The sequence below is a fragment of the Parvibaculum indicum genome (assembly GCF_011762095.1).
GTDB lineage: Bacteria > Pseudomonadota > Alphaproteobacteria > Parvibaculales > Parvibaculaceae > Parvibaculum > Parvibaculum indicum.
On sequence record NZ_JAASQO010000003.1, the window covers coordinates 290,988 to 316,821 of the forward strand.

Sequence of the window (25,834 nt, forward strand, 5' to 3'; positions counted from 1 at the left end):
GGTGTCTGTCATATCCGTGGCGCAGTCCGCGCCGGTGGTGTTGAAGCTAGGGAGAACCCGTTATGGCGCAGAATTTCTCTATCGCGGCGAATCTGAACGACGGACGGACGAGGAAAGGGCTTCTGGCCGCGTCCGCTGCGACGGTGTCCGCTTTTTTGCTCGCCGTGACGATTGCCGCGCCATCCGTGGCGCAGGAAAAGGAAACCGCGCCCAACGGGGACACCGTCTACAAGGTCACCGACGAGCCCGATACGCCGCCCGTCAACTATCGCTCCGAGCAGGATCCGAAATACGACACGAAAGAGCAGCATGACGCGGAGATGTATGCCGAGCAGTACGAGAAAGAGCGCCGCAAGAAGCAGCAGGACGATAAAGAGCAGCTGGAGCGCATTCTCGACTTTTCCGGCGGCGGAACCGAGCCGAACAGCGTGAACCCGTCGGGCGATTCGATGGGCCGCTACTGACCGGGCGTCCGTCGCGGGCGGCTCAGTAGTCCCATTTCCAGTTGACGCCCGCGCCGCCGCTGGCGTCCTGTCCCACCGATGTCTCGACGCTGATATTGTCCGTCACGTCGATCTCGACCTTGACCGAGGAATCGCTGGCCAGCGCCCCCTGCTCGACGCCGACATAGATCCCCTTGTCGATATATTTGCCCGCCGATACCGTCGTCTGGCCGGATGCGCCCTGGTTCACGCGCAACACGTCGAGCCCGAGCTGTTGCTGGATCTGGCCGAGCAGGTTCAATCCGCCGCCGCCTGTGACCCCTGAAAGTTCCGCCGCCGTCGCCGCGAGCTGCGCCGCCTCGAAAGCGGACAATTCGCCGACCTGCTTGTCGAAGAGGATGCGCGAAATGATTTCGTCCTCCGGCAGTCCGGACGGCGAAGAGAGTTCGATTTCGGGGTCGGACGCCTGTCCCGTCACGCCGATCGTCGCCTCGAAATCGTTTCGCTCATAGCCGAGCGCGACATCGATGGTCGGATTGGGCGGATTGCGTCCATAGAATGTGATGGCGCCCTTCTTCAGCGTGAAGGTCTTGCCCGCGAAATCCAGCGTGCCGCGCAGACTGGTCAGCGTGCCCGAAATCAGAGGGGCATCGGCCGTGCCGGTCACGTGCAGCGATCCCGTCCACAAGGCATTGATACCGCGCCCCGTCACCAGCGCTGGTTGGCCGATTTCCACCGTCAGATCCAGCGCCGTGGGAACGGGCGCCTCTTCTTCCTCGCGCTGGACGATTCCCGCGGGCGCATTGATTTCCGTCACTTTGATTTCCGGTACGCTGCCCGGCAGGCTTTGCGGAATGCGGTATTGCGCAAGGTCGGTGGTGAGCTTGCCGCTGACGGACAAGGGGGCGTCGGGCGCGGGCGGCAGCGATGTCGCTTCGATGGCGAGGTCGCCGCTGACGGCGGCATCCGCTTCGGCTTGCCGGACCAGATGCGCCTTGTCGAATTCCAGCTTCACCAGAAGAGGCGTTTCTGCGTCTTCGCCGAGAGCAAGCTCGCCCTCCGCCGTCATGCGGCCCTGGCCGCCATCATTGGCATCCAGCCGGAACGTGAAGGCGCGGCTGTTCTGCGCTTCCATATGGAAGGTCATGTCGCGCAGCACCGTGCCCGTCGAAATGTTCTCGAACCGCCCATCCGTGATGTCCACCGTCCCGTTGACGAGCGGCGCGGATATGTCGCCGTCGAGCGTCAGCAGAATGTCGGTGTCGCCGTCGATCTTCTGCCCGTCGAGATCGGCAAGCGCGGCGAGGGATCCAAGCGGCCCCTTCCAGGTGAGTTTTCCCGAGACCGGTCCTTTTTCCGGCAGCATCGGGAAGGCGCCTTGCGGATCGCGGATGAGCGGCAGCGTCGCATCGAGTTCGAACGGTTCGATCGACACGCCCTTGGCCCGGGCCGACAGGGTGAAGCTGCGGCCGGCCCATTTCCCGTCGAGCAAGGCGTCGAAAGCGGGACGTTCTTCCAGATTGGCTTCCGGTACGCGCACCTGTTCGAAGGTGAGCGCGACCTGTGCCGACGATTTGCCGCTGTCGAGCATTATCGTCCCCCCGGCGGAACCGCGCGCCACATCGACCGGCAGGACGGGCGTCAGCAATTCGAGCGGGGCATTGTCGAGCGTCGCATCGAGGCGCGCCGCGCGGGACCGCAATTCCATCTGCGCGGTGACCGAACCTTTCCCCTCGGTGCTGTCGGTATCCAGCGACAGCTCGTTCGTCTCGATGGCCGTACCCAGCTTGATCGTGAAAGGCTGCGTGAGATGCAGCTCCGCGGCCCCCACGACATAGTCGAGCGCGTCGAGCGAGACCTGGTCGCCCGTATAGGTGCCGTTGACGAGGAAGCTGACGCCGGCGGGCGTCAGCTGTTCGCGTTCGCCCTTCACCGAAACATCGAAAGCGATGTCGTCGAGCGGTCCCCCGGCCGTTGCGCCGAATTCGCTGAAGCGCGTATTGCCCGCGCCGCCCGAACGGCTCTTCATCACCACGTCGAGCGACGGATCGCCTGTCAGATCGTCCGCGCGGAAGGCGAATTCGGCCTTTTCGAGCGTCAACCGGTCGGTGATGTCGGCTGTCAGCCTGGGAACGAGGATATAGGCCGTGGCGTTCTGCTTGCCGTTCCGCGTATCCAGTGAGAAATCGACATCCGCCTGCCCGTCCACCGGCAGTCCTGCCAGCGCGGCGAGCGGCGCGAGCGCAAGGTTCTCGCCGGTCAGCGACCCCGAGGCGAGCCCTTCTGGATCGACGCTCAGACTTCCCTTCAGCGGCGCGCCCAGAATGGAGGCGTTGATCGGAGCGAGTTTCGCACCGCCTTTTTCGGGCAGGACCAGCGTCGTATCCAGGCTGATCTGGCCGTCCCCGCCGGTCAGGCGGAAGGCGATGGGGCCTTGCGAGCCTCCGGCGCTTCCGTCTTCTTCGTTTCGCTGGTCGATTTTCGCTGTGAGCCTTGCGAGCTTCGCATCGAGACCGGCCAGCATGCCTTTTTGAAGTTTTGCGTCGAGCGAGAGTTGCGGCGCGTCGGTCGTGCCGCCCAATCTTGTCTGGGCGGTAAGGTGGCCGCGCGTGTCAGCGCTGCCGAGCACTTTGCCCGCATCGGGCATCTCCAGCACGGCGTCGCCTTTCAGCGCGCCGGCTGCCGTCAGGGCACCTCCGCCCGTCAGCGTGAAGCTTGCGGAACGGGCTTCCACATTCGAGGCCGCATAGCCGCCTTTGCCGTCCATGGAAAGCGCCGCCGCGGCGGTGAAGCCCGGCGACAACAGCCCGTCCAGCATCGGGTCTCCCGTGGAAATCTTTTCGCCCGCGAGCGAAAGCTGCGCATTGGCCGCGCCGTCCGGATCGAGCGTCAGCGGTGCAATGTCGATTTTCAGCTGTCCGGCGAGCGGCTGCCCCGCCAGATCGCCGACCGGTTTGAGGTCGTTGAGCGCGCCATGCGCTTCGCCATCGACGCTCAGTCCGTCGGCAAGCCCGACCTGGCCGGCAAAGCTCAGCCGGTTATCTCGACCGGCAAGAGAGAGCTCCTCGATATCGGCCTGCATCTCGTCCATATCGGCCCTGGCCGCGAGGTGCCAGTCCATGACATCGAGAAGTCCGTTCCCGTCAGCGCCCGCCAGCCTGTCGAGCCCCCGGACCGTGCCCGCACCTCTTATATCGGCTGCGTTCCCCGTTGCCGCGCCGTCGGTTTCGATATCGCCCGTCAATACAAGGGCGCCTGCCTTCGCCTCGATGTTCCGCAGGGTGAGATGCCGGGCGCCGTCCCAGCCGATGCGGAGGCCCGCCTGTGCGTCTTCGGCGCCGACCGGCTCCAGCGCATCGGCGATCAGGCGGCCTTTCGCATCGAACGACAGCGTGATGTCGAGTTCACCGTCGGTAAGGCCATGCGCGGCGAGCCGGGCGTCGATCACGCGTCCCGCCGTCACCGACATTTCGCCCGTCATCGCGCCTTCGCGCATCGTGCCGCTTGCCTTTGCCGTCACGCCGGCAAAGCGTTCGTCTTCCGTCAGCGCGGCGAGGAAGCCGGGCGTCGCGGAAGAGCCGTCGGCCATGTCGAGCGTCAGTTCGCCCCGGCCGCTTCCCTCATCATGCGCGACATGCGCCACGATATGTCCGGGTATATTGTCCGTCCGCTCGGCCCGCAGATCGAGGTCGATATCCCCGCCGTTCCAGTCGAGACCGCCACCGGCGTCGAAGCGTATAGCGGCGCCGGCAAGCGGCTTGCCCAGCCTCGCATCGTCGAGCCTCAGCGCGTCGATCCGGATGGCGACCGGCAGAGACGGCAGACGCGGCAGGGTAAAGGGGGCATCGCTCGCGGGTTCTTCCGCGGGCGTTTCGCTTTCCGGCGCCCGGGCGACATCGAGCCCGCTGATCGTCAGCGAAACGATATGGACCTCGCCGGACCAGAGCGCCAGCGGCCGCCACTCGATGGATGCATGGGGAAGGGTAAGCCAGCTTCCCTTTTCATCCCGCAGCGAGACATTTTCGAGAATGAGCGTCGAAGGCCATTCGCCGGCGATATCCTCGACGGAGAGCGCCACGCCCGCGCTGTTGGCCTGCGCCAGCCCGACATCGAGCAGCGCCTGCCGCACGGGCCGGATATTGAGAAGCGCGACGGCAAGGACCACCAGCAACAGCACGATCCCGACAAGGCCGAGCGCCACCGCGCCGGCCCGCCGCAGCAGGCGGGTCGTCATCTTGCGCCGTTGTGCCTCCGCCTGTGCCATCAGAATGCCTGTCCCAGCGAAACATAGATCTGGAAACGATCGTCGACGCCGTCGCGCCGGTCCAGCGGCACGGCAACGTCGAAACGTACCGGCCCGACAGGCGTGTAGTAGCGAAAGCCCAGTCCCGCGCCCCATTTGAGCGGCTTGCCGAATGAGGGCGTGAGGCCGGAATAGGCATTGCCGCCGTCGAGAAAGGCAACCGTGCCGATGGATTCCGTTACCCGCAGCCGCGCTTCGAAATTGGCTTCGAGCACCGAACGCCCGCCGACCGGGTCGTTGTCGCTGTCGAGCGGGCCCAGCAACTGGTAGCCATAGCCCCGCACTGAGCCGCCCCCGCCCGCATAGAAGCGCGTGGAACCCGGCACATCGTCGGTCTCGGACGCGAGCAGCGAGCCCGCCCGCCCGCGCGCGGCGAGCGTCACCCAAGGCGCGCCGTCGTCTCTCTTGCCGAAGCTGAAATAGGTCGAGCCGATACCTTCCAGCCGCGTGAACGCGGTCGCCTTTTGATTGGCGCGGCCGAAATAGGGCGTCGCCCGCACGGTGGCGCGTATCCCCTCGGTCGGGTCGAGCAGGTTGTTGCTGCCGTCATAGCTCAGCGCGGCGGGAATGCCGACGAGCTGGTAGCGATTGTTGCCGCGCGAATCCGCCGTGCGGACCAGCTCGAATGTGACGCCGAGGCTTGCCTTGATATTGTCCGTCAGGGGACGGACGAGACCGACGCCCGATTTGATGCGGTTTTCGTTGTAGGCATCCGAGCGTTCATGCGCGATTTCGAAATTCGCGGTCAGGGTCTGGTCCTGTCGCAGGAAACGGGGCTTGTTGAAATCGGCGGTCGCGGATTGTTCCGTCTGCGAGATGTTGAGGCCCAGCGTCAGCTTCTCGCCTCGTCCCAGCAGGTTGCGATGTTCCCAGGATGCCTTTGCCCCCGGCCCGGTAGAGGTCGTGTAGTTCGCGCCGAGCCGCACCGTGCGGGCGTCGCTTTCCTTGAGCGTCAGGTCTTGCGGCAATTCGTTCCCGTCGACCGTCTGTCCGCTATCCAGCGCCACCTGGTCGAAGAGCCCCGTCTTGCGTAGCGCGTTCAGCGATTTGTCCACTTCGCTGCGGTCGTAGGCCTTGCCCTCCTCGAAGGTGATGAAGGAGCGCACATAATCGTCGCGAACGCGGCCCTCATTGGAAATGGCCAGCAGGCCGAAAAGCATGGGCTCGCCCGCCTTGATGGAAAGCGTGACGGTGGCCGTATGCGCCGCGAGATCGACGATCACCTTGCGGTCGGCGAGTTCCGCATCCGGGTGACCGTGATTGTTGAGCCAGGTGATCGTCTCGTTGGTGAGATCGATGATGCGCTGCGCCTTCGCCGCCCGCTCGGGTTTCAGCCCGAAAAATGCGCCGTCCGGCGGCAGCTCGCTTTCGTCTTCCGGATGGTCGGCATAGACGATGTCGAAGCTTTCGATCATCGTCCGCTCGCCCAGATCGACGTCGAAGACCACCTTGTAAGCGCCACCGGTTTCCTGCCGGATGGAGGAGGAAATGCGGCCGCTGTAATAAGCCTCCGAACGCAGCACGCGGTCGATCCGCTTTTCGTCCTCGGCCGCCCGCCGGCGAAGCTGGGCGAGTGTCGGCACGGGCGTGCCGGTCTTGCCCGTCTGGACGGCGTCTTCCATCAGCTTCTGCAGATAATCGGGAATGCGCGGGCCGCGGACCTCGGTGGAGAAATCGAGGCTGCGCTCGTCGGCGGTCGCGGCGGCTTCCTCTTCCGGCTGGGGGGAGGCGGGCGGGCTTTCGATATGGCCGGGATCGGCTTCTTCCTCGGTGGCCGGCGCGGCAAAGGCGCTTGTCAGCGCAACCGCCAGGGCGGCCGCCGAAATGCCCGAAAGCGCGCGCAGCCGGCCCTTTTGCCATGCTGCGCGCCCGCCACCGGGCTGCCACCGCGCCTTGCGGATCATTCGTCACTCGCTCCAGACAGGGCCACGCTCCAGACAGAGCGGAAACCCCGGATATACCGGCTCTGACGGCCGGTTCAACCTAAGACGTCGTATTATGCACGAGGCCGCGCCTGTGCGGCCATGCTCCTGCCCCGGGATGACTGGCATTCAGCCATTTTCTCGTCAACCTTGACCTTCCAGTTGCTGGAAGCATTACGTTCCGGGATGAAAACCGGACCTCCCTGCGGGAAAGAGACCATGAGCGAACAGGAAAGCTGCTGCCACCATCATGATCATTGCCATGGCGGCGGGGACAAGACGCCCCCGCCGGTGATTCCCGGCGCGCAATATACCTGCCCCATGCATCCCGAGATCGTTCAGGATGGCCCCGGCACTTGTCCGAAATGCGGCATGGCGCTGGAGCCCATGACGGTGACGCGCGATGCCGAGCCGAATGAAGAGCTGATCGACATGACGCGGCGCTTCTGGGTAGGCCTTGCCCTGGCGCTGCCGGTCTTCGTGCTGGAAATGGGCGGTCATTTGTTTCACACGGATTTCGGCCTTTCCCCGGTTGTGAGCGGCTGGGTCCAGTTCGCGCTGGCGACACCCGTCGTGCTCTGGGCGGGCGCGCCGTTCTTCCAGCGCGGCTGGTCCTCGGTGGTGACGAACAATCTCAACATGTTCACGCTCATCGCGATGGGCACGGGCGCCGCTTATGCCTATTCGGTGGTGGCGATCTTCTTCCCCCATATTTTCCCCACCGCCTTCCGCAACGAGGACGGCACGGTGCCGGTCTATTTCGAGGCCTCCGCCGTCATCATCGTGCTCGTGCTGCTGGGGCAGGTGCTGGAACTCAGGGCGCGCGACCGCACCAGCGAGGCGCTGCGCGCGCTGCTCGACCTTGCGCCGCGCACCGCCCGGCGCCTGACCGAGAGCGGCGACGACGAGGAAGTGGATCTCGGCGAGGTCGAGAAGGGCGACCGCCTGCGCGTGCGCCCGGGCGAAAGCGTGCCCGTCGACGGCGTGGTGATCGACGGCCGCAGCTCGGTCGACGAGTCCATGATCACCGGCGAAAGCGTTCCGGTCGAAAAAGCCGAGGACGACAATGTCATCGGCGGTACGCTCAACGGCACCGGCACCTTCGTCATGCGGGCCGAGCAGGTCGGCATGGAAACCATGCTCTCGCGCATCGTGAACATGGTGGCGGAGGCGCAGCGCAGCTCCGCGCCCATTCAGGGCCTCGCCGACAAGGTGGCGGGCTATTTCGTTCCCGCCGTGATCGCCGTTGCGGTCATCGCCTTCATCGTCTGGTCTTTTGCCGGACCGAGCCCCGCTTTCGGCTATGCGCTGGTCGCCGCCGTCTCCGTTCTCATCATTGCCTGCCCCTGCGCGCTGGGGCTTGCCACGCCCATGTCGCTGATGGTCGGCATGGGACGCGGCGCCAATCTCGGTGTGCTGATCCGCAACGGCGATGCGCTGGAACTGATGGAGAAGGTCGACACGCTGGTCGTGGACAAGACGGGTACGCTGACCGAAGGCAAACCGCGGGTGACCTCGGTGGAACCGGCGGACGGCGTGAGCGAGGACGACCTCCTGCGTCTGGCTGCGAGCCTCGAGCGCGGCAGCGAACATCCGCTCGCCGACGCCATCATGGAAGCCGCGAAGGAGCGGGGATTGTCGCTGGCCGATGCGCAGGATTTCGATGCGCCGTCGGGCAAGGGCGTTACCGGCACGGTGGACGGTCGCAAGCTGGCGCTGGGCAACCGGCACCTGCTGGACGATCTGGGCATCGCGGCGGACAAGCTTTCCGCCCGGGCCGACGAGCTGCGGGACAAGGGCGCCACCGTGATGTTCGTCACGATGGACGGCGCGCTGGCGGGGCTCCTCGCCGTTGCCGACCCGATCAAGAAGACGACGCCGGATGCGATTGCGCGCCTGCGTGAGGACGGCATGCGTATCGTCATGCTGACCGGCGACAATGAACGCACGGCGCGCGCCATTGCCGGCGAACTCGGCATCGACGAGGTGGAGGCGGAAATCCTGCCCGATCAGAAATCGGAGGCGGTGAAGCGGCTGCAGGGCGAGGGCCGCGTGGTCGCCATGGCGGGCGACGGCGTCAACGATGCCCCGGCGCTCGCTGTGGCCGATGTCGGCATCGCCATGGGCACGGGCACCGACATCGCCATGGAAAGCGCGGGCGTGACACTGGTGAAAGGCGATTTGATGGGGATTGCGCGTGCGCGCGAACTCTCCCGCGCAACGATGAAGAACATTCGCCAGAACCTGTTCTTCGCCTTCATCTACAACGCGGCGGGTGTGCCCATCGCGGCGGGCGTTCTCTATCCCGTTTTCGGTCTCCTTCTGAGCCCGATCTTCGCGGCGGCGGCGATGTCCCTTTCCTCCGTCTCCGTAATCGGCAATGCTTTGCGCCTGCGCGGGCTCAAACTGTGAGCTCGTTCCCATTGACCGTTATAATGGGGGTCATTAGTCTCGCCTCATGTCCGGGACCAGGAGTAAAGCGGGAAACCGCAGCAGCGACACGCGCGAGAGGTTGATCGTCGCCGCCGAGCAATTGTTCGGCGAGCGCGGCATCCATGCCGTGACGCTGAAGGAAATCAACGCGGCGGCGGGGCAGCGCAATGAATCCGCGCTGCATTATCACTTCGGATCGAAAAAGGCGCTGATCGAGGCGATCCTGCGTCAGCGCGCCGATGTGCTGGATGCCCGCCGCTCGCAATTGCTCGACGATCTGGCGGCGAGCGGCGAAAAGCCCGATCTCCGCGAGGTCGTGAAGATCTCCTTCCAGCCGATCTTCGAACTGCTGCATACGAGGGACGGTGTACGCTTTGCCCGTTTCGTGGCGCAGGTGCTGGGCGATCCGCAATTCGATTTGCCCCGCATGACGGTCTGGGGGCGCTATGACGGCCTGACCCGGGTCAATATTCTGCTGGCCGATTATCTGAACGACCTGCCGCCGGATGTCGCCGAACAGCGCCAGCGTTTCATGCTGGAGATGGCGATCAGCGCGCTCGCCATCTGGACGCGTCGTCACGATGCGCTGAAGGATGTCGCGGCGCGCGAATTCTTCACGGCGAATCTCGTCGACGGCCTGCTCGGCATGCTGACGGCGCCCGTCTCGGCGGAAACCGAGGCCGCATTGACGCCGGCTGTGAAATCCAGGGGGAGGAAAACCGATGAGCGAAAAGCTCGAGCCGACTGAGGCGCAGCTCGATGCGCTGATGAAGGCCGACCAGACGACGCCCATCGTCATGGTCAATCTGCTGAAGTTCCGCGACAAGGCCGTTTATGAAGATGGCCGCGACGCAGGCGGCATCGGCGGTGCGGAAGCCTACGGGCTCTACGGCCAGGTTGCGCAGAAGAAGATCAAATCCGTCGGCGGCAGCATCCTCTGGCAGTCTCCGCGCGAGCAGCTCGTCGTCGGCACAGAGAAGGACGACTGGGACGCGGTGGTGCTGGTGCGCTATCCCTCCCGCAAGGCCTTCCTCGAAATGACCTCCGAAGCCGACTACCGCGAAGCGCTACCCCATCGCACCGCCGGACTGGAACGCACCGCGCTCATCCAGTGCATGGATACCGGCGCTCTCGGCGTCTAGTCCTTCAGAAAATCCCGCGTCACGCTCAGGAACTCGTCCAGCTTGTCATGCTGGACCCAGTGGCCTGCACCCTCGATATTCACGACCTCTGCATTCTGGAAATGCTTCGCGCGACCGTCCTTCACAGGGTCGCTTGCCCAGCTTTCCGTGCCGCGAATGAGCAGCGTCGGGCAGGTGATGCGCGACCAGAGATAGGTCGTGGTTTCCTCGTCGAAACCTGTCGGCGGAAAGACGCGCACGTAATTGTCGAACTTCCAGCTATAGGTGCCGTCTTCGTTCTGGTGCACGCCGTGAATGGTGAGGTGCCGCGCGCGCTCCGGCGAGAGATGCGGGTTCTCGTCCTGCATGCGCTTATAGGCTTCCTCGATGCTGGCATAGCGGCGCGGCTGGCGGCCGGAGAGCTTGCGCGTTTCGTCGATCCAGTTGCGGATACGCTGGTCCGTCGTCACGTCCTTGCCCTTTTCGAGCATTTTGGGCGAGGGGCCGAGCCCTTCGATGACGACAAGCTTCTTCACGTTTTCCGGATAAAGTCCCGTATAGCGCAGCGCCACTGCGCCGCCCATGGAATGCGCGACGATGGTCAGCGGCGCGAGGTCTTTCTGATGGATGAGCTGCGCAATGTCATAGACATAGTCGTTCATCTGATAGGTGCTGCCCAGCATCCAGTCGCTGTCGCCATGGCCGCGCAGATCCGGCGCGATGATGTGGTAGTCGTTGCGCAGCGCCTGCGCCGTCCAGTCCCAGTTACGGCAATGGTCGCGCCCGCCATGGATCATCAGCATGGGCGAGGCGTTTTCATTTCCCCAGTCGACATAGTGGAGCCGCAGGCGTTGCGAAAAATAGATGTGGGAGGCGGGGCCGATCCGTTCTTCCATCGGGAGTGTCTCTCCTAGCCGCGAACCGGTCCGGCGGGACCGGCTTCGAATTTCTTCGTCTCTACCGAAAGAACCTCGATATCGGCCATCGCCTTGCCGAAGGCGGCCATGTGAGGCTGTTCGAAATGGGAGGTCAATGCTGCCTCATCTTCCCATTCCTCGTAAATGCGGAAGAGGCCGGGCGTTTCGATGTCTTCGTAGAAGCCATAGGCGATGCAGCCCGGCTCTTCGCGCGTCTCGCGCGCCATGGTGCGGCGATGCCGGCTGCCTTCTCGCGGCTTGCCTCGGCGATCCTGAATGTGCCCGTCACGACGATCATTCTGCCTCCTTGCCCGGCTTGTGACGGGCTGTGTGCAGTGTCGGAGACCGGCCTGTCGAATGCCGGTTATTTTTCCGAAATGTACCGCCACACGCCATAAAGCGCGAGCCCCAGCATGATGTGGACGGCAAGCACCGGAGGCCAGCCGAAGAGATAGATGATGTCGTTGGCAAGGCCGGGCTTGAAGGGGCCGCCGCCAAAGGCAAGGCCGCGCGTGCCGAAAATCGCATTGAAGACGGCAGGCACGGTGAAAAGCCAAGCCGTAATCGGCGCCGACCAGAAGAACCAGGTGAACAGTCTCGGCGTCAGACGCATGAATTGTCCGCCGATCCCGAAAGCCATCAGCATCAGCCCCTGCGTGATCGCTTCCATATGGGCCATGCGCCAGGCTCTCGAATCGTCCGGTAGGGAAACCGGAATGTCGATCGGAAGCGGCCAGAGGACGATCCGGCCCAGCAGGGCGAAAAACCAGATCCAGCCGATGACGATCGCCAGCGCGAGGAGCGCGACGCCATTGAAGAACAGGAGGCCGCGCATGCGTTCTGTCATCGTCGCGGCGGTGGAGTGCAGGGAAGGGGCCATCTTCATTCTTCTCATAAGCCACGCGGCACGGGCGCGGGCCGCCGAAGCTGATCCGTGTCGAGCCGTCCCGCGGCATCTTGATCGGCCGAAAAAAGCGCTGCCCACGCCAATGCCCAATCCGGATCGGGCACCCGTCTGGGGGTGTATCCGGGAACGAGAATGCGCAGGAGCCTGGGTGTCAGCTTGCGGAAGATGCGCAGCAGCAATCCGGCGAGGCGCAACCGCGATCTCAGGTCGTGCCAGAGCCCGTCTTCCCTGAGCAGGGTCCGGTATCCGTGCCGCGTCAGCAGAAAGATATGTGTCATGGCGTAAAGGAAGCCATGGACGCGCCGGAAATAGCCGCCCGCCACATGGTCGAACACGTCATAGGCGACATTCTTGTGTTCGATTTCCTCCACGAAATGCCAGAGCACCAGCGAGGCGACGCCGCTTTCGCTTCCGCCGAACAGATAGTCGCGATCTTCGATGAGCATCTGGCCGATGGCGAGCGCCATCGACTCGAACCCTTCCGCATAGGCGAGGTTGAAGGCGAGAGAATGCGTGGCTTCGATCTCCGCATAGGAGGCGTCGAGCTTTGCTTCCAGTGCGTCGACCGATGTGTAGCCACGGGCTTTCAGCTCGTCGTTGAATTTCCGGTGCTGCCGGAAATGCGTTGCCTCCTGCGCCACATAGGAGTCGATTTCCCGGTGCAGCGCGTCTTCGCGCACCAGCGGCCGGGCTTTTCGCATGGTGCGAATGAGATAGGGCTCCAGATAGGGCATGGCGAGCGAGGCCGCGTTGACGAGCTGCGAGAACTCGGGCCGTTTGCGGTTCCAGTGGCCTTTCATGGCCGGTGGATAGGCAAAGCCCATCCGCCGGATTGTCATGCGCATTTCGGCGCTCATGTCGTTCCCCTCCCGCGGAATAGAGTAAATAGTCTAATTAGAGTATTTGATCTAATTCGCCGGGGTGTCAAGCCTTGGAGCCGTCGCACACGGGTAGTATGAAAAGGGGATGAGCAATCGCGAACGCATTCTGGAATTGAGCCTCAACCTCATGAACGAGGAGGGCGCGGCAGCCGGCACGACCACGCGTATCGCCGGGGAGCTGGGTATCAGCCCCGGAAATCTCTACTACCACTTCAGGAACAGGGAAGAGATCGTCAGGGTTCTGTTCGATGAGCTGGACAGGGAGTTGCGCGCGGTGCTCGTCGAAGATGTCGGCCCGCCGATCTCGCCGGCGCGGTTCGCCGCCTTTTACCTGCGGAGTTTCGACCTCGCATGGCGCTACCGTTTCTTCTTCGGCGGCCTGCTGGGGCTTCTGCGCCGGGACGATGCGCTCGCCGCCCGCTACCGCGCCCTTCAGGACTGGGGCATCGGCGAACTGGAGCGGATCGCCGGCCAGATCGTGAAGGACGGCAACATGACACGTCCGGGCGGGCGCGGCGGGTTGCGGTCCGTCGCGCTCAATACCTGGCTGATATGGATGAACTGGATCCGTTTTCTGCAGATATCCGGCAAGCGCACCATCGAACACGAAGACATGGCCGACGGCGCGAGCCAGCTATTCGACATACTGGCGCCCTATCTCGACCCCGCTTTCGAACGGTCGGCCCGCCGCGCGCTGGCTCGCGATCTGCCTCGCTAGCCCGCAACCCGTCCGGGCTTGGGTGGTTAGGGGGCTCAGATGTCTTCCAGCCCCATTTCCTTGCGGAACATGAGCTTGCCATAGGACGCGGGCATCAGCCTCTGCATGCAATCGATGAGATGGGCGTCCAGGCCGATCAGGATGCGGCCCTTGTCTTTCCGGATGCCCTTGAGGATGACCTGCGCGGCGCGCTCCGGCGTGGTCCGGGCGATCTTGTCGAAGCCGGAAGCCGCTTCCTCCCGCGTGGTCGCCTGGGTGGACTGCAGGAAGCGCGCATTGCGCACGATATTGGTCTTGATGCCGCCGGGATGGACGCTGGAGACCTTGATGTCCGTGCGCTGAAGCTCGTGGCGCAGCGCCTCGGTGAAGCCCCGAATGGCGAACTTCGCCGAGTTGTAGGCCGCCTGGGAGGGAACGGAGATGATCCCGAAAATGCTCGACACATTCACGATGTGCCCCGCGCCCTTGGCCTGAAGCTGCGGCAGGAAGGCCTTGGTGCCGTAGACCATCCCCCAGAAGTCGATATTCATCACCCATTCGAAATCGTCGAAGGACAGTTCCTCCACCTTGGCGATTTGGGCGACGCCGGCATTGTTGATGACGATATCGGCGCCGCCATAGCTCGTTTCGATATCCTGTGCGAAGGCGAAAACGGCGTCCTTGTCGGCCACGTCCAGCAGATAGGTCGAGACCTTGCCGCCGGCCGCCTCGATCCGTTTGGCGGTCTCAGCCAGGCCTTCCCTGTCGAGATCCGAGGCGCAGACCGTGGCGCCTTCCCGGGCTAGGGCGATGGCGGTGGCGCGGCCGATCCCGCTCGCGGCGCCGGTAATGGTGGCGACTTTTCCGGCAATCTCCGTCATGGACTATCCGTTCTCCTGCTGTGTTCAAACCGGCAGACACTAGGCGATTTCCCGGCCTTATTCACGTGGTTGCTTGTCTTTATGTGTTGCGGTTGGCCCCATCGGCCTTTCTCCCCCTAGAATGCCGCCCAACGACAAGGGGAGGAGGCGAAAATGGACATCAAACCCATCGCCGGGCTCGACGACCGGATCAACGACATCAGGCTCATGACGGCAAAGGTCGTGAATGAGGAGATCATCCCGGCCGAACCGGTTCTCTACAAGGGCGGCGACGAGGCCGAGGCCGTTCGTGCCGGTATCCGGGACAAGGTAAAGGAGCTCGGTCTCTGGGCGCCGCATCTGCCGGAGGAATATGGCGGCATGGGGATCGGCTTTCTGGCCCATGCCTATATGAACGAGGTCATGGCCTGGAGCCCCTTTTCCGCGCGGCTCTTCGGTGTGGTCGCGCCCAATTCCGGCAACCAGAAGATCCTGCTGAAATACGGCACACCCGAGCAGAAGAAGAAATGGCTGGAGCCCCTCGTCGCGGGCGAGATCGAATCCTGCTTTTCGATGACCGAGCCGGACCAGCCCGGCTCCAACCCCTATGCCATCCAGACACGCGCGGTGAAGGACGGCGACCACTGGGTGATCGACGGCCATAAATGGTTCACCTCCAACGGCCGCCGCGCAGATATTGCCATCGTCATGTGCCGCACCGAGCAGGATGACGGCAAGGGCGGCACCAGGGACAAGATGACCCAGATCATCGTGCCCATGGATACGCCCGGCGTGAACATTATCCGCTCCGTGCCGGTCTGGGGTCACACCAATGGCGACCATTGTGAAATTCGGTACGAAAATGTCCGTGTACCGCTTGAAAACCAGCTCGGGCGGACCGGCACCGGCCATCAGGCCGCGCAGGACCGGCTGGGCGAGGGCCGCGTCTTTCACTGCATGAACTCGATCGGCCAGATGTGGCGGGCCTTCGATCTCATGTGCAAACGCGCGATGACGCGCGAGGTGCATGGTGGCACGCTGGCGTCGAAGCAGTTCACGCAAGGCTTCATCGCCGACAGCTATATGGACATCCAGTCGGCCCGGCTGATGACGCTGCATTGCGCGCACCAGATGGAGGCGGGCGGCGATGCGCGTACGGATATTTCGGCGATCAAGGTCTTCGTGCCCGCCGCCTTCGAGCGCGTGGTGGACCGTGCCATCCAGGTACATGGCGCATTGGGCGTCTCGGGCGACACGCCGCTTTCGGGCATGTATATGGGCGCGCGCACGCTTCGCCTCGCCGACGGGCCGGATGAAGTTCATCGTATTGTCATCGCGAAGAACGTCCTCAAATGCTATCAGGAAGGCGCGAGCTGGGATTTCGGGGCCTGATGTTATGATGAATCACACGGTGATTCGCGGTCTGCCGATGAAACCGTCCACGGACGAATTTGTGAGGATGAAAAGCCGGTGGTAGTGCCCCCGGATCAGGAAGAGCCCGGAAAGAGCTGGAGCGCGATGCGGCACCATGTGACGCATTGGTCCGGGTCGCGGACCTATGTCGCCGCCGTCACCATCGTGTTCGGCCTGCTCTATCTCGGCGGGGCCATCCATGTCGCGGCGGCGCTCGCGGCATATGGCTTCATCCTCATCGTTGTGCTGGCGCGCGGTGCGATTGCCGGCGATAGCCGGCCCGTCCGGGTCTCGCGCGCCTCGGGCGAAAAACGCGCGACCCCGCTTGGCGGCGGTCCGTCGCTCACCATTCTCGACCGTCTGCCCGATCCGCTCATCGTGCTGGACGGGGCGGGGCGTGTCCTCTTGCGCAACAGCGCCGCGGAGCCGCTGGTCGTCAAACAGGCGGTCGGCAAGCATGTCGCGACCGTGCTGCGCAATGCGCCGCTCATTTCCTGCATCGAATCGGTACTCAAGGGCGGGCCGGCCTGCTCGGTCGAATACACGTTGCCCGTACCGGTCGAGCGCCACTTCAATGCCTTCGTCACCCCGATCGAGACCGAAGGCGAGGGCCCGGGGCCGAGGAAGAATTTTCTCGTCCTGGTGCTGCTTCACGATCTCACGGAAGCCAAGCGCGTCGAATCCATGCGCGTGGACTTCGTGGCCAATGCCAGCCACGAGCTGAAAACGCCGCTGGCCTCGCTCTCCGGCTTCATCGACACGCTGAGCGGCCACGCCAAGGACGACCCGGACGCGCGCGAGAAATTCCTCGGGATCATGAGCGATCAGGCGCAGCGCATGCGCCGCCTGATCGACGACCTGCTTTCTCTGTCGCGCATCGAACTGCGCGAGCATGTGCTGCCGGACCAGCTGGTGAACCTGCAGGGCGTGGTGGAAGACGTGATGGATGCGCTGACGCCGATCGCGCGCGATTCGGGCGTGGAGCTTGTCGCCTCGGCCCCGGCCACCCTGCCGCCCGTCAGGGGGGAGCGCGACGAACTGGCCCAGATTATCCAGAATCTCGTCGATAATGCCCTGCGCTATGCCCAGTCGGGCAAGCGAATCGAAATCGGCCTGTCCCGGGAAACCCGGGGCAGCCGCGATGTCGTCCGCCTGGCCGTCCGGGATTTCGGGCCCGGCATCGCGCGCGAGCATATTCCGCGGCTGACCGAGCGTTTCTACCGCGTCGACGCGGCAACCTCGCGGGCCCGGGGCGGCACCGGCCTTGGCCTTGCCATCGTCAAGCATATCGTGAACCGGCATCAGGGCACGCTCGCCATCGAGAGCGAAATCGGCAAGGGAACGACCTTCGTCGTTCAGATTCCCGTGGCCGAGACCGGCCGGGGCGCCACAATCGGCCCCGCCGGGGAGACCGACGACGCGGCGGCCCAAAATGACGCATCCGCGAGCGTCCGGGCCGCCCAATAGCCTGATTTCATTGCCGGATTTTCAAATTATTTCATATTCGGATTCCCTCGAATCCCAGGGTTTCCTTGGGTTTCCGCCCTCACCTTCAAAAAAGTGTCACGTAAGCGTCGTAAACGCTTAGTCAGTCGCTTCTAGCGTCCGCTCCGCCTGAAGGTAAGAACAGCTGCGGCAAAGGGGGAAGCCGTTTCGGGGTGCCCCGTGTCCAGCTCTCACAGACTGGAGATTAATCGTGAAACTCAAGAATCTGACGATGGCCGCGACCGTTGTCGTCGCCACTCTCGGCGTAGCGGGCGTTGCCCAGGCGCGCGACCAGGTTTCGATCGCCGGTTCGTCGACGGTGCTGCCCTACGCCACGATCGTGGCCGAGCAGTTCGGTTCGGCGTTCCCGAACTTGAAGACCCCCGTCGTTGAATCCGGCGGCTCCTCCGCCGGCCTGAAGCAGTTCTGTCAGGGCATCGGCGAGGAATATATCGACGTTGCGAACGCCTCCCGCTCGATCAAGGACAAGGAAGTCGCCGCTTGCGCCGAAAACGGCGTGAAGGAAATCGTCCAGGTCAAGATCGGCTATGACGGCATCGTGTTCGCGTCCGACGTGAACGGTCCCTCTTTCGCTTTCGAGCCGAAGGACTGGTTCCTGGCCCTGTCCAATGAAGTTCCGGTCGACGGCAAGATGGTCGCCAACCCGAACAAGACGTGGTCCGACGTGAACCCGGATTTCCCCGATTGGGAGATCAAGGCGTTCATCCCGGGCGAAAAGCACGGCACGCGTGAAGTGTTCGAAGACAAGGTGATCCTTGCCGGTTGCGAAGCCGCGGGCGGCTTCGACATCTACAAGGATGGTGGCATGGACAAGAAGGCCGCCGAGAAGGCCTGCATCAAGCTGCGCACCGACGGCGCCTCCACCGACATCGACGGCGACTATACCGAAACGCTCGGCCGCCTGCAGTCGAACAAGGAAGCCATCGGCGTGTTCGGCCTCTCCTTCTACGAGAACAACACCGACAAGCTGAAGGTTGCCACGATGGGCGGCATCAACCCCTCCGTCGAGACGATCGCCAAGGGTGAGTATCCGGTCTCCCGTCCGCTCTTCTTCTACGTGAAGAAGGCCCATGTCGGCGTGATCCCGGGCCTCAAGGAATATGCGACGTTCTTCATGAGCGACGCGATGGCCGGCCCCGACGGCCCGCTCGCCGAATACGGCCTCGTGCCGCTGCCGGCGAACGAACTGAAGGAAGTTCAGGAAACCGTGGCTGAAATGAAGCCGATGTAATCCTGGTTCTGCCAGGGAGCCGGTGCCCTCGGGCGCCGGCTCCTCCTCCGGCTTCCGCCGGAAGTCGTTAAGTCCAGTTGCGGCCCTTGCCTGTCGGCAGAGGCTCCGCGCCCCGCCGGGGCACCCTATGGGAAGAGCGGTAATGACCACTCAGATGATTTTTCTGATCCTTCTGCTCGCAGGCGTTGCAGCCTTCTTCTACGGCCGTATGCGCGCCAGGGCGATGACGGTCGCCTCCGCGGAGAAGTTCCATTCCCGGCCCGGCCATCATGGCTTCTACGTCACGATCTGGACCATGCTGCCGGCCTTTTTCCTGATCGTGCTCTGGCTGGTCGTGGCGCCGCTGGTCGTGCGCTGGGCGGTGACGAATTCCCTGCCCGAAGCGGCGACGGCCTCGGGCGAAAGCGTGTCCCTGATCATGACCACGGTCGAGCAGCTCTCCCGTGGCGTGACGCAGCTCGAGGAAGAGGATTTCGACCGGATCAGCTCCGGCGCGATGACGGTGCAGGAGGTCATGCGCTCCAAAGGTGTGCTGGTCGGGTCCGACGCCAAACCCTACATGCTGCAGGCGGCGATCCTCGATGAACGCCTGAGTGCCAACAGCCACCTCTTTCTGACGCTCTTTGCCGGGATCACGATGATCGGCGGGTTCCTGTACGGCCGGCGCGGCATCGCGCCCCGGGCACGGGCGCGCAACGCCGTCGAGCAGGTCATGACGCTCGGCCTCATCGCCGCGTCCACCGTCGCGATCCTCACCACGGCGGGCATCGTCCTGTCGGTGCTCTTCGAATCCATCGAATTCTTCCGGATGGTCCCGCCGGCCGACTTCTTCTTCGGGACCGTCTGGGATCCGCGCTTTTCCGCGCCGGGCCGCGTCGGCGGCAGCGACGGGCAGTTCGGTATCCTGCCGCTTCTCTGGGGTACGGCCTATATCTCGCTCGTGGCGCTCATGGTTGCCGTGCCGATCGGCCTCATGTCCGCGATCTACATGTCGGAATATGCCGGCAACAAGGTGCGCTCCATAGCCAAGCCGCTGCTGGAAATTCTGGCCGGCATCCCCACCATCGTTTACGGCTTCTTCGCGCTGGTGACATTCGGTCCCTTCCTGCGCGACGCGGGCGGCCTTGTCGGCTTCGACATCCAGGCCTCCTCGGTGCTGACGGCCGGCTTCGTGATGGGGATCATGATCATCCCCTTTGTGTCCTCGCTTTCCGACGACATTATCTCCGCCGTCCCGCAATCTCTACGCGAAGGGTCTTACGGTCTGGGCGCCACCCAGTCGGAGACCATCAAGCAGGTCATCATGCCCGCCGCGCTGCCCGGCGTCGTGGGGGCGGTGCTACTCGCCGCCTCGCGGGCCATCGGCGAAACCATGATCGTGGTGCTGGCGGCCGGTATCGCCGCCAATATCACGCTCAATCCCGGCGAGTCGGTGACGACCGTTACGGTCAAGATCGTCAGCCAGTTGACCGGCGACCTGGAGTTCAACAGCCCGCAAACGCTGGTGGCCTTTGCGCTGGGGCTCACGCTCTTCGTCGTCACCCTCGGCCTCAATGTCTTCGCACTTTACATCGTGCGCAAATATCGGGAGCAATATGAATGACCGATCAGGTGCAGCGTATGGATGTTACGGCAGGGGGTCGTGTGGCCAAGTCCGAGAAGAGCAAACTGGTAAAGCGGCGCTACGCCGCGGAACGCCGGTTCCGTTTCTATGGCATGGCGGCAATCGGGACGGCGGTATTCTTCGTCTTCCTGCTGTTCGGCTCGATCGTCAATAATGGCTGGTCTGCGTTTTTCCAGACCAAACTCGACCTGACGGTGCATTTCGACGAGTCCGTAATCGACAAATCCGGCCAGCGCGATCGCATGACGCTGCTGACCGCGAACTACCGCAAACTCGCTCGTGAAGCATTGCTGGCCGAGCTTGGCGTCGATCCCGCCGACCGGCCGATGCGCCGCAAGGCCGAGGCGCTGCTGTCGCGCGGCGCCGCGATCCAGCTCCGCGATGTCGTGATGGACGACCCTTCCGTCATCGGCACCACGCAAAAGGTCGAGCTTCTGGCCAGCGGCAACGCGGACGCGCTGATGAAGGGCGCCATCGACCGCGACGTGCCCGAAAGCCGGCGCCAGCTCGACAACCGGCAGGTGGCCTGGCTCGATGAGCTGAGGGCGAAGGATATTCTCTCGCTGGCCTTCAATACCGGCCTGTTCACCTATGGCGCCTCCTCCCAGCCTGAAACGGCGGGTATCGGGGTGGCCGCCATCGGGTCCTTCTTCATGATGCTGATCGTGGTTCTGCTGGCGGTCCCGCTCGGCGTCGCCGCCGCGCTCTATCTGGAGGAATTCGCCCCGCAGAACCGCTGGACGGATCTGATCGAGGTGAACATCAACAACCTCGCCGCCGTTCCCTCCATCGTTTTCGGCCTGTTGGGGCTTGCCGTCTTCATCAACTTCGCCGGCCTGCCGCGCTCCTCCGCTCTGGTGGGCGGTCTGGTGCTGACGCTGATGACGCTCCCGACCGTGATCATCGCCACGCGCGCGGCCATCCGCGCCGTCCCGCCTTCCATCCGCGAGGCGGCGCTGGGGGTCGGTGCGTCCAAGATGCAGACCGTCACCCATCACGTCCTGCCGCTCGCGCTGCCCGGTATTCTCACCGGCACGATCATCGGGCTGGTGCAGGCGCTGGGCGAAACGGCCCCTCTTCTGATGATCGGCCTCGTCGCTTTCGTCGTCGATTATCCCGCTACGCCCATGGATCCCGCAACGGCGCTGCCGGTGCAGATCTATATGTGGGCGACCGCCGCCGAGCGCGGTTTCGTTGAGCGCACGGCAGGGGCGACGATCATCCTGCTGGGCTTCCTCATTCTCATGAATTCCACCGCTGTCATCATGCGCAGAAGGTTCGAACGCAAATGGTAGAAATCTCCGCACCCGTGTCCCCGGTCTCCGAGGGGGCAAACCAGGCAGACAGCGTCAAGATGAGCGCGCGCGACGTTTGCGTCTATTACGGCGAGAAGCAGGCCCTTTTCGGTGTGAACCTGCAGATCCCGACCAACGAGATCATGGCGCTCATCGGTCCGTCCGGCTGCGGCAAGTCCACATTCCTGCGCTGCCTGAACCGGATGAACGACGTGATCCCGATCGCGCGCATCACCGGCGATATCGAACTCGACGGCGAAGACATCTACGCGCCCGACCTCGATGTGGTCGAACTCAGGGCGCGTGTCGGCATGGTGTTCCAGAAGCCGAACCCCTTTCCGAAGTCGATCTTCGACAACATCGCCTACGGGCCGCGCATCCATGGCTTCTCCTCCAACAACAAGACCGACATGGAAGAGCTGGTGGCGACCAGCCTTCAGAAAGCCGGTCTCTGGGAAGAAGTGAAGGATCGTCTGGACCAGCCGGGCACGGGCCTTTCCGGCGGGCAGCAGCAGCGCCTGTGCATCGCCCGCGCCATTGCCGTGAAGCCCGAAGTCATTCTGATGGACGAGCCCTGCTCGGCGCTCGACCCCATCGCGACGGCGAAAATCGAAGAGCTGATGGACGAACTCCGGTCCGACTACACGATCGTGATCGTGACGCACTCCATGCAGCAGGCGGCACGTGTGTCGCAGCGAACCGCGTTCTTCCACCTGGGTGTGCTGGTGGAAGAGGGGGATACCGACAAGATCTTCACAAATCCGGACGACGAGCGCACACAGAACTACATCACCGGCCGTTTCGGCTAATTTAGGCGCCGGTCACTCGGTGAGGGGCCTAAAGGAGGATCAGGCGTGACGACAGAACATACAGTGAAGTCCTTCCAGGAAGAGCTGGAAAAGCTCAGCACCGGGATCGCCCAGATGGGCGGGTTGACCGAGGCTCAGCTATCGGCGGCTCTCGAGGCCGTTCAGCGGCGCGACAATCAGCTGGCCGAGCGCACGGTGCGCGAGGATGTGCGGATCGACGATCTGGAAACTGAAATCGAGACACAGGCCGTGCGTGTGATCGCGCTTCGCCAGCCCATGGCGTCCGATCTTCGCGAGGCCATCGCCTCGATCAAGATTTCCAACGATCTGGAACGCATCGGCGATCTGGCGAAGAACATCGCCAAGCGCGCCATCGTGATCGGTTCCGATTTCAACATCGAGAACCGCCTCATCCAGAGCATCGGTCGCATGGGCCGCCTGGCCCAGGGGCAGCTCAAGACGGTGCTGGACTCCTATTCCAGCCGCGATGCGCAGGCCGCCATGGATGTCTGGATGCAGGATGAGGAGATCGACGAGATGTACAACTCGATCTTCCGCGAGCTGCTGACCTACATGATGGAAGACCCCCGCACGATCGGCGTCTCCACGCACCTGCTCTTCATTGCCAAGAACCTGGAACGGATCGGCGACCATACGACCAATGTCGCCGAGACGGTCCGCTACCTCATCACCGGCGAACGTGTCGTGGATGACCGCCCGAAGGGCGATACGACGAGCATGACCTCGATAGAATCGGATGATTGAAGGAGGCCACAAGGGAAATGCAGATGTTGACCACGGCGGATGAGCTACGGTCTCACGCGTCCTTTGAACGAAGAATGAAACCAACCGTATTGATTGTGGAAGATGAGGAGGCTCTCTCGACCCTCCTCCAGTACAATCTGGACAAGGAAGGCTACCGGATTCTCTCCGCGGCGGATGGGGAAGAGGCGGCGATGATGGTTCGGGAAACGACCCCCGATCTCGTCCTTCTCGACTGGATGCTGCCGGGCCTGTCCGGTATCGAACTCTGCCGCAGGCTTCGCGGCCGCCCCGAAACCCGCAACCTGCCGATCATCATGATCACGGCGCGCGGCGAGGAATCGGATCGTATCCGCGGCCTCGACACGGGCGCGGACGACTATGTGACCAAGCCTTTTTCCATGACCGAGCTTCTGGCGCGGATCAGGGCGGTCATGCGGCGTATCCGGCCGGCGCTGACCGAGGATCTTGTGACCTTCGGCGACATCGTGATCGACCGGGCGGCCCATCGTGTGCGGCGCGGCGAACGGGAGGTCCATCTGGGCCCCACCGAATACCGCCTGCTCGATCATCTGATCCAGCATCCCGGCCGCGTGTTCAGCCGCGAACAATTGCTCGATGCGGTCTGGGGCTCCGACGTCTATGTGGAGGCCCGTACCGTGGACGTGCATGTGGGCCGGTTGCGCAAGGCTCTCAATGACAGGGGCGAACGCGACCCGATCCGCACCGTCCGCTCGGCGGGCTATGCGCTGGACGAACAGTTCCGCGCCTGAGCCCTCCCGCGGAGACAGAAAAAAGCCGGTGTCGAAAGACACCGGCTTTTGTGTTCGTCCGGCCCCCGGTCCGGACGAAAAGGCTCCCCTCTGGAGCGATCAGCCCGTCAGGCGGTCCGTCCGCGCACGCTCGCGATTGCGGCGGCTCTGGGCAGGCTGATAGGCCTTGCGCGCATGTTCCGGGCAATAGGGCATGCCGTCTTCGGCGGAGCGGCCGCAGAAATGGAAACCCGCCTTGCCCGGCTCGCCGATGGGCCATTTGCAGGTCCGCTCGGTCAGCGTCAGTACCGTGGCGCGCTCCGAAAGCGGCAGGTCGGGCAGCTCGCTCGCGCTTGAGGCCCGGCTTTCCTTCGGCAGATTGTCTTCGCTCCGGCTCTGAAGCTCTTCTTTCTGCTCGCGCGGGGTCGCCGGCTCGGGCCGGGCCCGGACCAGCGTGCGCGGCGCCGCGGGACGGCTCGTGCGTGCCGGACGGCTGGGCGTGGCGCGGCCGGAAAGACCGAGCCGGTGTACCTTGCCGATCACCGCGTTTCGTGTCACGCCGCCAAGCTGTTTGGCGACCTGACTGGCGCTGAGGCCTTCCGACCACAGCTTTTTCAGGAGTTCTACGCGTTCCTCAGTCCACATGTCGGTTCCTTCCCCCTTTTGGGCCGGAAGGCCCTGCTGCCCGCAGGGCCTGGACGCGACCCGGCCAATGCCCGCAAATTTCGACCGTCAGGCACACCAGATTTCGTATGTGTTCACGGAAAATATACTAGATCGGGGTAATTTTTAGCAAGGAGACATGCGCCTCCGATTCGGCTTATCCACAGAAAAGGGTGGGGATGCCGCGTTTCTCTCCCTATATATGCCCCTTGCGCGGTCGAAACGGTCCGATCCGTCCCCGATATCCCGTCCCGGACGGATGTCGGGCCGTCGCCGTCCATCCCTGCCGGCCCCTTCGAGAGAGCCTGTGACAATTTTCCGGGGCGCGATTGTCACGGCGGCGGCGGTTCCGTATTGCTTGCCCATGAAAAGAGGTGCGGCGGCCGGCTCTGGCCGGCGGCACCGATAAAACGTCAAGGGAGCCTTGCCCATGAGTGTTTCGACAGATCGCACGTCAACGCAGCCCATGGCCGGTGCCCGGCGCTTCGGCTCGGTGAACTGGCTGGGCGTATGGACGCTCTACCTGAAGGAGGTCCGCCGCTTCATGAAGGTCATCACCCAGACGGTGGCGGCCCCGGTGGTGACGACGCTTCTTTATCTTGCGATCTTCGCGCTCGCCATCGGCAAGTTCCGGCCGGATGTGCATGGCGTGCCCTTTATCGAGTTTCTGGCGCCGGGCCTCATCATCATGACGATGATCCAGAACTCCTTCGCCAATACCTCCTCCTCGATCCTGATCTCGAAAGTGCAGGGCAATATCGTCGATATCCTCATGCCGCCCCTTTCGCCGGGCGAATTGAATGTGGGGATCGCGACGGCGGGCGTCACGCGCGGCGTGGTCTGCGGCCTGGCGACCGCGCTCGGCATGTGGCCCTTCATCCATCTGGAGATCGACCATCTCTGGGCGCTGGTCTTCTTCGCCGTGGGCGCCTCGCTCATGCTGTCGCTGCTCGGCATGATGGGCGGTATCTGGTCGGAGAAATTCGACCATCTTCAGGCGGTCACCAACTTCCTGATCCTGCCGGCGACCTTCCTGTCGGGCACATTCTATTCGGTGACGCAGCTTCCGGACTTCGCCTACCACATCACCCAGTACAACCCGATCTTCTATCTGATCGACGGCTTCCGCTACGGCATGACGGGCCATGCCGACGGCTCCATCCAGATCGGCGTGGCGGTCGTGCTGGGGGTCAATGCGCTCCTCTGGGCGGTTTGCCACATGATGTTGAAGCGCGGCTACCGGCTGAAGGCCTGAGCGGCCGGTCCGGGGGGCGGAAAACAGGCTAACCGCCCGC

The 25,834-nt window shown here is 63.7% G+C and carries 22 protein-coding genes; 14 read left to right on the forward strand and 8 right to left on the reverse strand.

What is annotated here, in order from left to right:
* Window positions 1-62 precede the first annotated feature (62 nt).
* A complete protein-coding gene (locus tag FHS78_RS05715) occupies window positions 63-464 on the forward strand; it encodes a hypothetical protein (RefSeq protein WP_167091543.1) in 402 nt (133 codons plus the stop codon).
* Window positions 465-486: 22 nt separating this feature from the next.
* Here FHS78_RS05715 and FHS78_RS05720 read toward each other — a convergent pair whose 3' ends face one another.
* Window positions 487-4,707: a translocation/assembly module TamB domain-containing protein gene (locus FHS78_RS05720; RefSeq protein WP_167091546.1), complete on the reverse strand. Its 4,221-nt coding sequence runs from the start codon at window positions 4,705-4,707 to the stop codon at window positions 487-489.
* Entirely contained in the window at window positions 4,707-6,650 is a 1,944-nt protein-coding gene (locus FHS78_RS05725) for an autotransporter assembly complex protein TamA (protein ID WP_167091551.1), read from the reverse strand. Before FHS78_RS05725 ends, FHS78_RS05720 begins: the two co-directional genes overlap by 1 nt.
* 237 nt (window positions 6,651-6,887) lie before the next feature.
* Here FHS78_RS05725 and FHS78_RS05730 point away from each other — a divergent pair, with 237 nt between their 5' ends.
* Genes FHS78_RS05730 through FHS78_RS05740 form a run of 3 tightly spaced genes read left to right on the forward strand, consistent with a single transcriptional unit; the run spans window position 6,888 to window position 10,243 of the window.
* Entirely contained in the window at window positions 6,888-9,080 is a 2,193-nt protein-coding gene (locus FHS78_RS05730) for a copper-transporting P-type ATPase (protein WP_205305210.1), read from the forward strand.
* A gap of 46 nt (window positions 9,081-9,126) precedes the next feature.
* Window positions 9,127-9,849, forward strand: coding sequence for a TetR/AcrR family transcriptional regulator (locus FHS78_RS05735; RefSeq protein WP_167091557.1), 723 nt, complete (start codon window positions 9,127-9,129; stop codon window positions 9,847-9,849).
* Window positions 9,824-10,243, forward strand: a complete 420-nt coding sequence (locus tag FHS78_RS05740; RefSeq protein WP_167091560.1) for a DUF1330 domain-containing protein — start codon at window positions 9,824-9,826, stop codon at window positions 10,241-10,243. Before FHS78_RS05735 ends, FHS78_RS05740 begins: the two co-directional genes overlap by 26 nt.
* Here the strand turns inward: FHS78_RS05740 and FHS78_RS05745 are convergent.
* The 4 genes from FHS78_RS05745 to FHS78_RS05760 all read right to left on the reverse strand — a co-directional run bounded on the left by FHS78_RS05745 (window position 10,240) and on the right by FHS78_RS05760 (window position 12,903).
* Window positions 10,240-11,118, reverse strand: coding sequence for an alpha/beta fold hydrolase (locus tag FHS78_RS05745; protein WP_167091563.1), 879 nt, complete (start codon window positions 11,116-11,118; stop codon window positions 10,240-10,242). The two genes, FHS78_RS05740 and FHS78_RS05745, sit on opposite strands and share 4 nt — an antisense overlap.
* Window positions 11,119-11,132: 14 nt before the next feature.
* On the reverse strand, window positions 11,133-11,366 hold the full coding sequence (locus FHS78_RS05750; protein ID WP_167091568.1) for a putative quinol monooxygenase: 234 nt from the start codon (window positions 11,364-11,366) through the stop codon (window positions 11,133-11,135).
* 137 nt (window positions 11,367-11,503) lie between these two features.
* Window positions 11,504-12,019, reverse strand: a complete 516-nt coding sequence (locus tag FHS78_RS05755) for a styrene oxide isomerase (protein WP_205305211.1) — start codon at window positions 12,017-12,019, stop codon at window positions 11,504-11,506.
* Between the two features lie 11 nt (window positions 12,020-12,030).
* Window positions 12,031-12,903: a metal-dependent hydrolase gene (locus FHS78_RS05760; RefSeq protein WP_167091573.1), complete on the reverse strand. Its 873-nt coding sequence runs from the start codon at window positions 12,901-12,903 to the stop codon at window positions 12,031-12,033.
* A gap of 109 nt (window positions 12,904-13,012) precedes the next feature.
* On the opposite strand from FHS78_RS05760, the gene FHS78_RS05765 reads away from it, so the two are divergent.
* Window positions 13,013-13,645, forward strand: coding sequence for a TetR/AcrR family transcriptional regulator (locus FHS78_RS05765; protein WP_167091577.1), 633 nt, complete (start codon window positions 13,013-13,015; stop codon window positions 13,643-13,645).
* A 35-nt stretch (window positions 13,646-13,680) separates the two neighbouring features.
* Here the strand turns inward: FHS78_RS05765 and FHS78_RS05770 are convergent, their stop codons facing one another.
* A complete protein-coding gene (locus tag FHS78_RS05770) occupies window positions 13,681-14,505 on the reverse strand; it encodes an SDR family NAD(P)-dependent oxidoreductase (protein WP_167091595.1) in 825 nt (274 codons plus the stop codon).
* A 153-nt stretch (window positions 14,506-14,658) separates the two neighbouring features.
* Here FHS78_RS05770 and FHS78_RS05775 point away from each other — a divergent pair, with 153 nt between their 5' ends.
* The 8 genes from FHS78_RS05775 to phoB all read left to right on the forward strand — a co-directional run bounded on the left by FHS78_RS05775 (window position 14,659) and on the right by phoB (window position 23,897).
* Window positions 14,659-15,876 (forward strand): acyl-CoA dehydrogenase family protein, encoded by a 1,218-nt coding sequence (locus FHS78_RS05775; protein WP_167091598.1) that lies wholly within the window; start codon window positions 14,659-14,661, stop codon window positions 15,874-15,876.
* A gap of 78 nt (window positions 15,877-15,954) precedes the next feature.
* Complete coding sequence (locus tag FHS78_RS05780) at window positions 15,955-17,364, forward strand: ATP-binding protein (RefSeq protein WP_167091601.1); 1,410 nt, start codon at window positions 15,955-15,957, stop codon at window positions 17,362-17,364.
* A 250-nt stretch (window positions 17,365-17,614) separates the two neighbouring features.
* Window positions 17,615-18,634, forward strand: a complete 1,020-nt coding sequence (locus FHS78_RS05785; protein WP_167091766.1) for a substrate-binding domain-containing protein — start codon at window positions 17,615-17,617, stop codon at window positions 18,632-18,634.
* 142 nt (window positions 18,635-18,776) lie between these two features.
* Entirely contained in the window at window positions 18,777-20,237 is a 1,461-nt protein-coding gene (gene pstC, locus FHS78_RS05790) for a phosphate ABC transporter permease subunit PstC (protein ID WP_167091604.1), read from the forward strand.
* Window positions 20,234-21,553 (forward strand): phosphate ABC transporter permease PstA, encoded by a 1,320-nt coding sequence (pstA, locus tag FHS78_RS05795; RefSeq protein ID WP_425500290.1) that lies wholly within the window; start codon window positions 20,234-20,236, stop codon window positions 21,551-21,553. The genes pstC and pstA overlap by 4 nt, the downstream gene beginning before the upstream one ends.
* 59 nt (window positions 21,554-21,612) lie before the next feature.
* A complete protein-coding gene (gene pstB / locus FHS78_RS05800; protein WP_246220358.1) occupies window positions 21,613-22,362 on the forward strand; it encodes a phosphate ABC transporter ATP-binding protein PstB in 750 nt (249 codons plus the stop codon).
* 45 nt (window positions 22,363-22,407) lie between these two features.
* Window positions 22,408-23,127, forward strand: coding sequence for a phosphate signaling complex protein PhoU (gene phoU, locus FHS78_RS05805; RefSeq protein ID WP_167091610.1), 720 nt, complete (start codon window positions 22,408-22,410; stop codon window positions 23,125-23,127).
* 74 nt (window positions 23,128-23,201) lie between these two features.
* Window positions 23,202-23,897 (forward strand): phosphate regulon transcriptional regulator PhoB, encoded by a 696-nt coding sequence (gene phoB / locus FHS78_RS05810; protein WP_167091613.1) that lies wholly within the window; start codon window positions 23,202-23,204, stop codon window positions 23,895-23,897.
* Window positions 23,898-23,996: 99 nt separating this feature from the next.
* On the opposite strand, the gene FHS78_RS05815 is transcribed toward phoB, so the two are convergent.
* The gene (locus FHS78_RS05815; RefSeq protein WP_167091616.1) at window positions 23,997-24,521 is read right to left on the reverse strand and encodes a GcrA family cell cycle regulator; all 525 of its coding nucleotides are present in this window, start codon (window positions 24,519-24,521) and stop codon (window positions 23,997-23,999) included.
* A gap of 448 nt (window positions 24,522-24,969) precedes the next feature.
* Here FHS78_RS05815 and FHS78_RS05820 point away from each other — a divergent pair, with 448 nt between their 5' ends.
* Window positions 24,970-25,794: an ABC transporter permease gene (locus tag FHS78_RS05820; RefSeq protein WP_205305212.1), complete on the forward strand. Its 825-nt coding sequence runs from the start codon at window positions 24,970-24,972 to the stop codon at window positions 25,792-25,794.
* Window positions 25,795-25,834: the final 40 nt, after the last annotated feature.

What these genes read in the sequence shown, in the direction of transcription:
- pstC (WP_167091604.1), top strand. Translation starts at nt 18,777, where the DNA reads ATGACCACTCAGATGATTTTTCTGATCCTTCTGCTCGCAGGCGTTGCA.
- pstB (WP_246220358.1), top strand. Translation starts at nt 21,613, where the DNA reads ATGAGCGCGCGCGACGTTTGCGTCTATTACGGCGAGAAGCAGGCCCTT.
- FHS78_RS05720 (WP_167091546.1), bottom strand. Translation starts at nt 4,707, where the DNA reads ATGGCACAGGCGGAGGCACAACGGCGCAAGATGACGACCCGCCTGCTG.
- FHS78_RS05770 (WP_167091595.1), bottom strand. Translation starts at nt 14,505, where the DNA reads ATGACGGAGATTGCCGGAAAAGTCGCCACCATTACCGGCGCCGCGAGC.
- FHS78_RS05760 (WP_167091573.1), bottom strand. Translation starts at nt 12,903, where the DNA reads ATGAGCGCCGAAATGCGCATGACAATCCGGCGGATGGGCTTTGCCTAT.
- FHS78_RS05755 (WP_205305211.1), bottom strand. Translation starts at nt 12,019, where the DNA reads ATGGCCCCTTCCCTGCACTCCACCGCCGCGACGATGACAGAACGCATG.
- FHS78_RS05740 (WP_167091560.1), top strand. Translation starts at nt 9,824, where the DNA reads ATGAGCGAAAAGCTCGAGCCGACTGAGGCGCAGCTCGATGCGCTGATG.
- FHS78_RS05750 (WP_167091568.1), bottom strand. Translation starts at nt 11,366, where the DNA reads ATGGCGCGCGAGACGCGCGAAGAGCCGGGCTGCATCGCCTATGGCTTC.
- pstA (WP_425500290.1), top strand. Translation starts at nt 20,234, where the DNA reads ATGACCGATCAGGTGCAGCGTATGGATGTTACGGCAGGGGGTCGTGTG.
- FHS78_RS05745 (WP_167091563.1), bottom strand. Translation starts at nt 11,118, where the DNA reads ATGGAAGAACGGATCGGCCCCGCCTCCCACATCTATTTTTCGCAACGC.
- FHS78_RS05765 (WP_167091577.1), top strand. Translation starts at nt 13,013, where the DNA reads ATGAGCAATCGCGAACGCATTCTGGAATTGAGCCTCAACCTCATGAAC.
- FHS78_RS05785 (WP_167091766.1), top strand. Translation starts at nt 17,615, where the DNA reads ATGGCCGCGACCGTTGTCGTCGCCACTCTCGGCGTAGCGGGCGTTGCC.
- phoB (WP_167091613.1), top strand. Translation starts at nt 23,202, where the DNA reads ATGAAACCAACCGTATTGATTGTGGAAGATGAGGAGGCTCTCTCGACC.
- FHS78_RS05815 (WP_167091616.1), bottom strand. Translation starts at nt 24,521, where the DNA reads ATGTGGACTGAGGAACGCGTAGAACTCCTGAAAAAGCTGTGGTCGGAA.
- FHS78_RS05725 (WP_167091551.1), bottom strand. Translation starts at nt 6,650, where the DNA reads ATGATCCGCAAGGCGCGGTGGCAGCCCGGTGGCGGGCGCGCAGCATGG.
- FHS78_RS05820 (WP_205305212.1), top strand. Translation starts at nt 24,970, where the DNA reads ATGAGTGTTTCGACAGATCGCACGTCAACGCAGCCCATGGCCGGTGCC.
- FHS78_RS05730 (WP_205305210.1), top strand. Translation starts at nt 6,888, where the DNA reads ATGAGCGAACAGGAAAGCTGCTGCCACCATCATGATCATTGCCATGGC.
- FHS78_RS05735 (WP_167091557.1), top strand. Translation starts at nt 9,127, where the DNA reads ATGTCCGGGACCAGGAGTAAAGCGGGAAACCGCAGCAGCGACACGCGC.
- FHS78_RS05775 (WP_167091598.1), top strand. Translation starts at nt 14,659, where the DNA reads ATGGACATCAAACCCATCGCCGGGCTCGACGACCGGATCAACGACATC.
- FHS78_RS05715 (WP_167091543.1), top strand. Translation starts at nt 63, where the DNA reads ATGGCGCAGAATTTCTCTATCGCGGCGAATCTGAACGACGGACGGACG.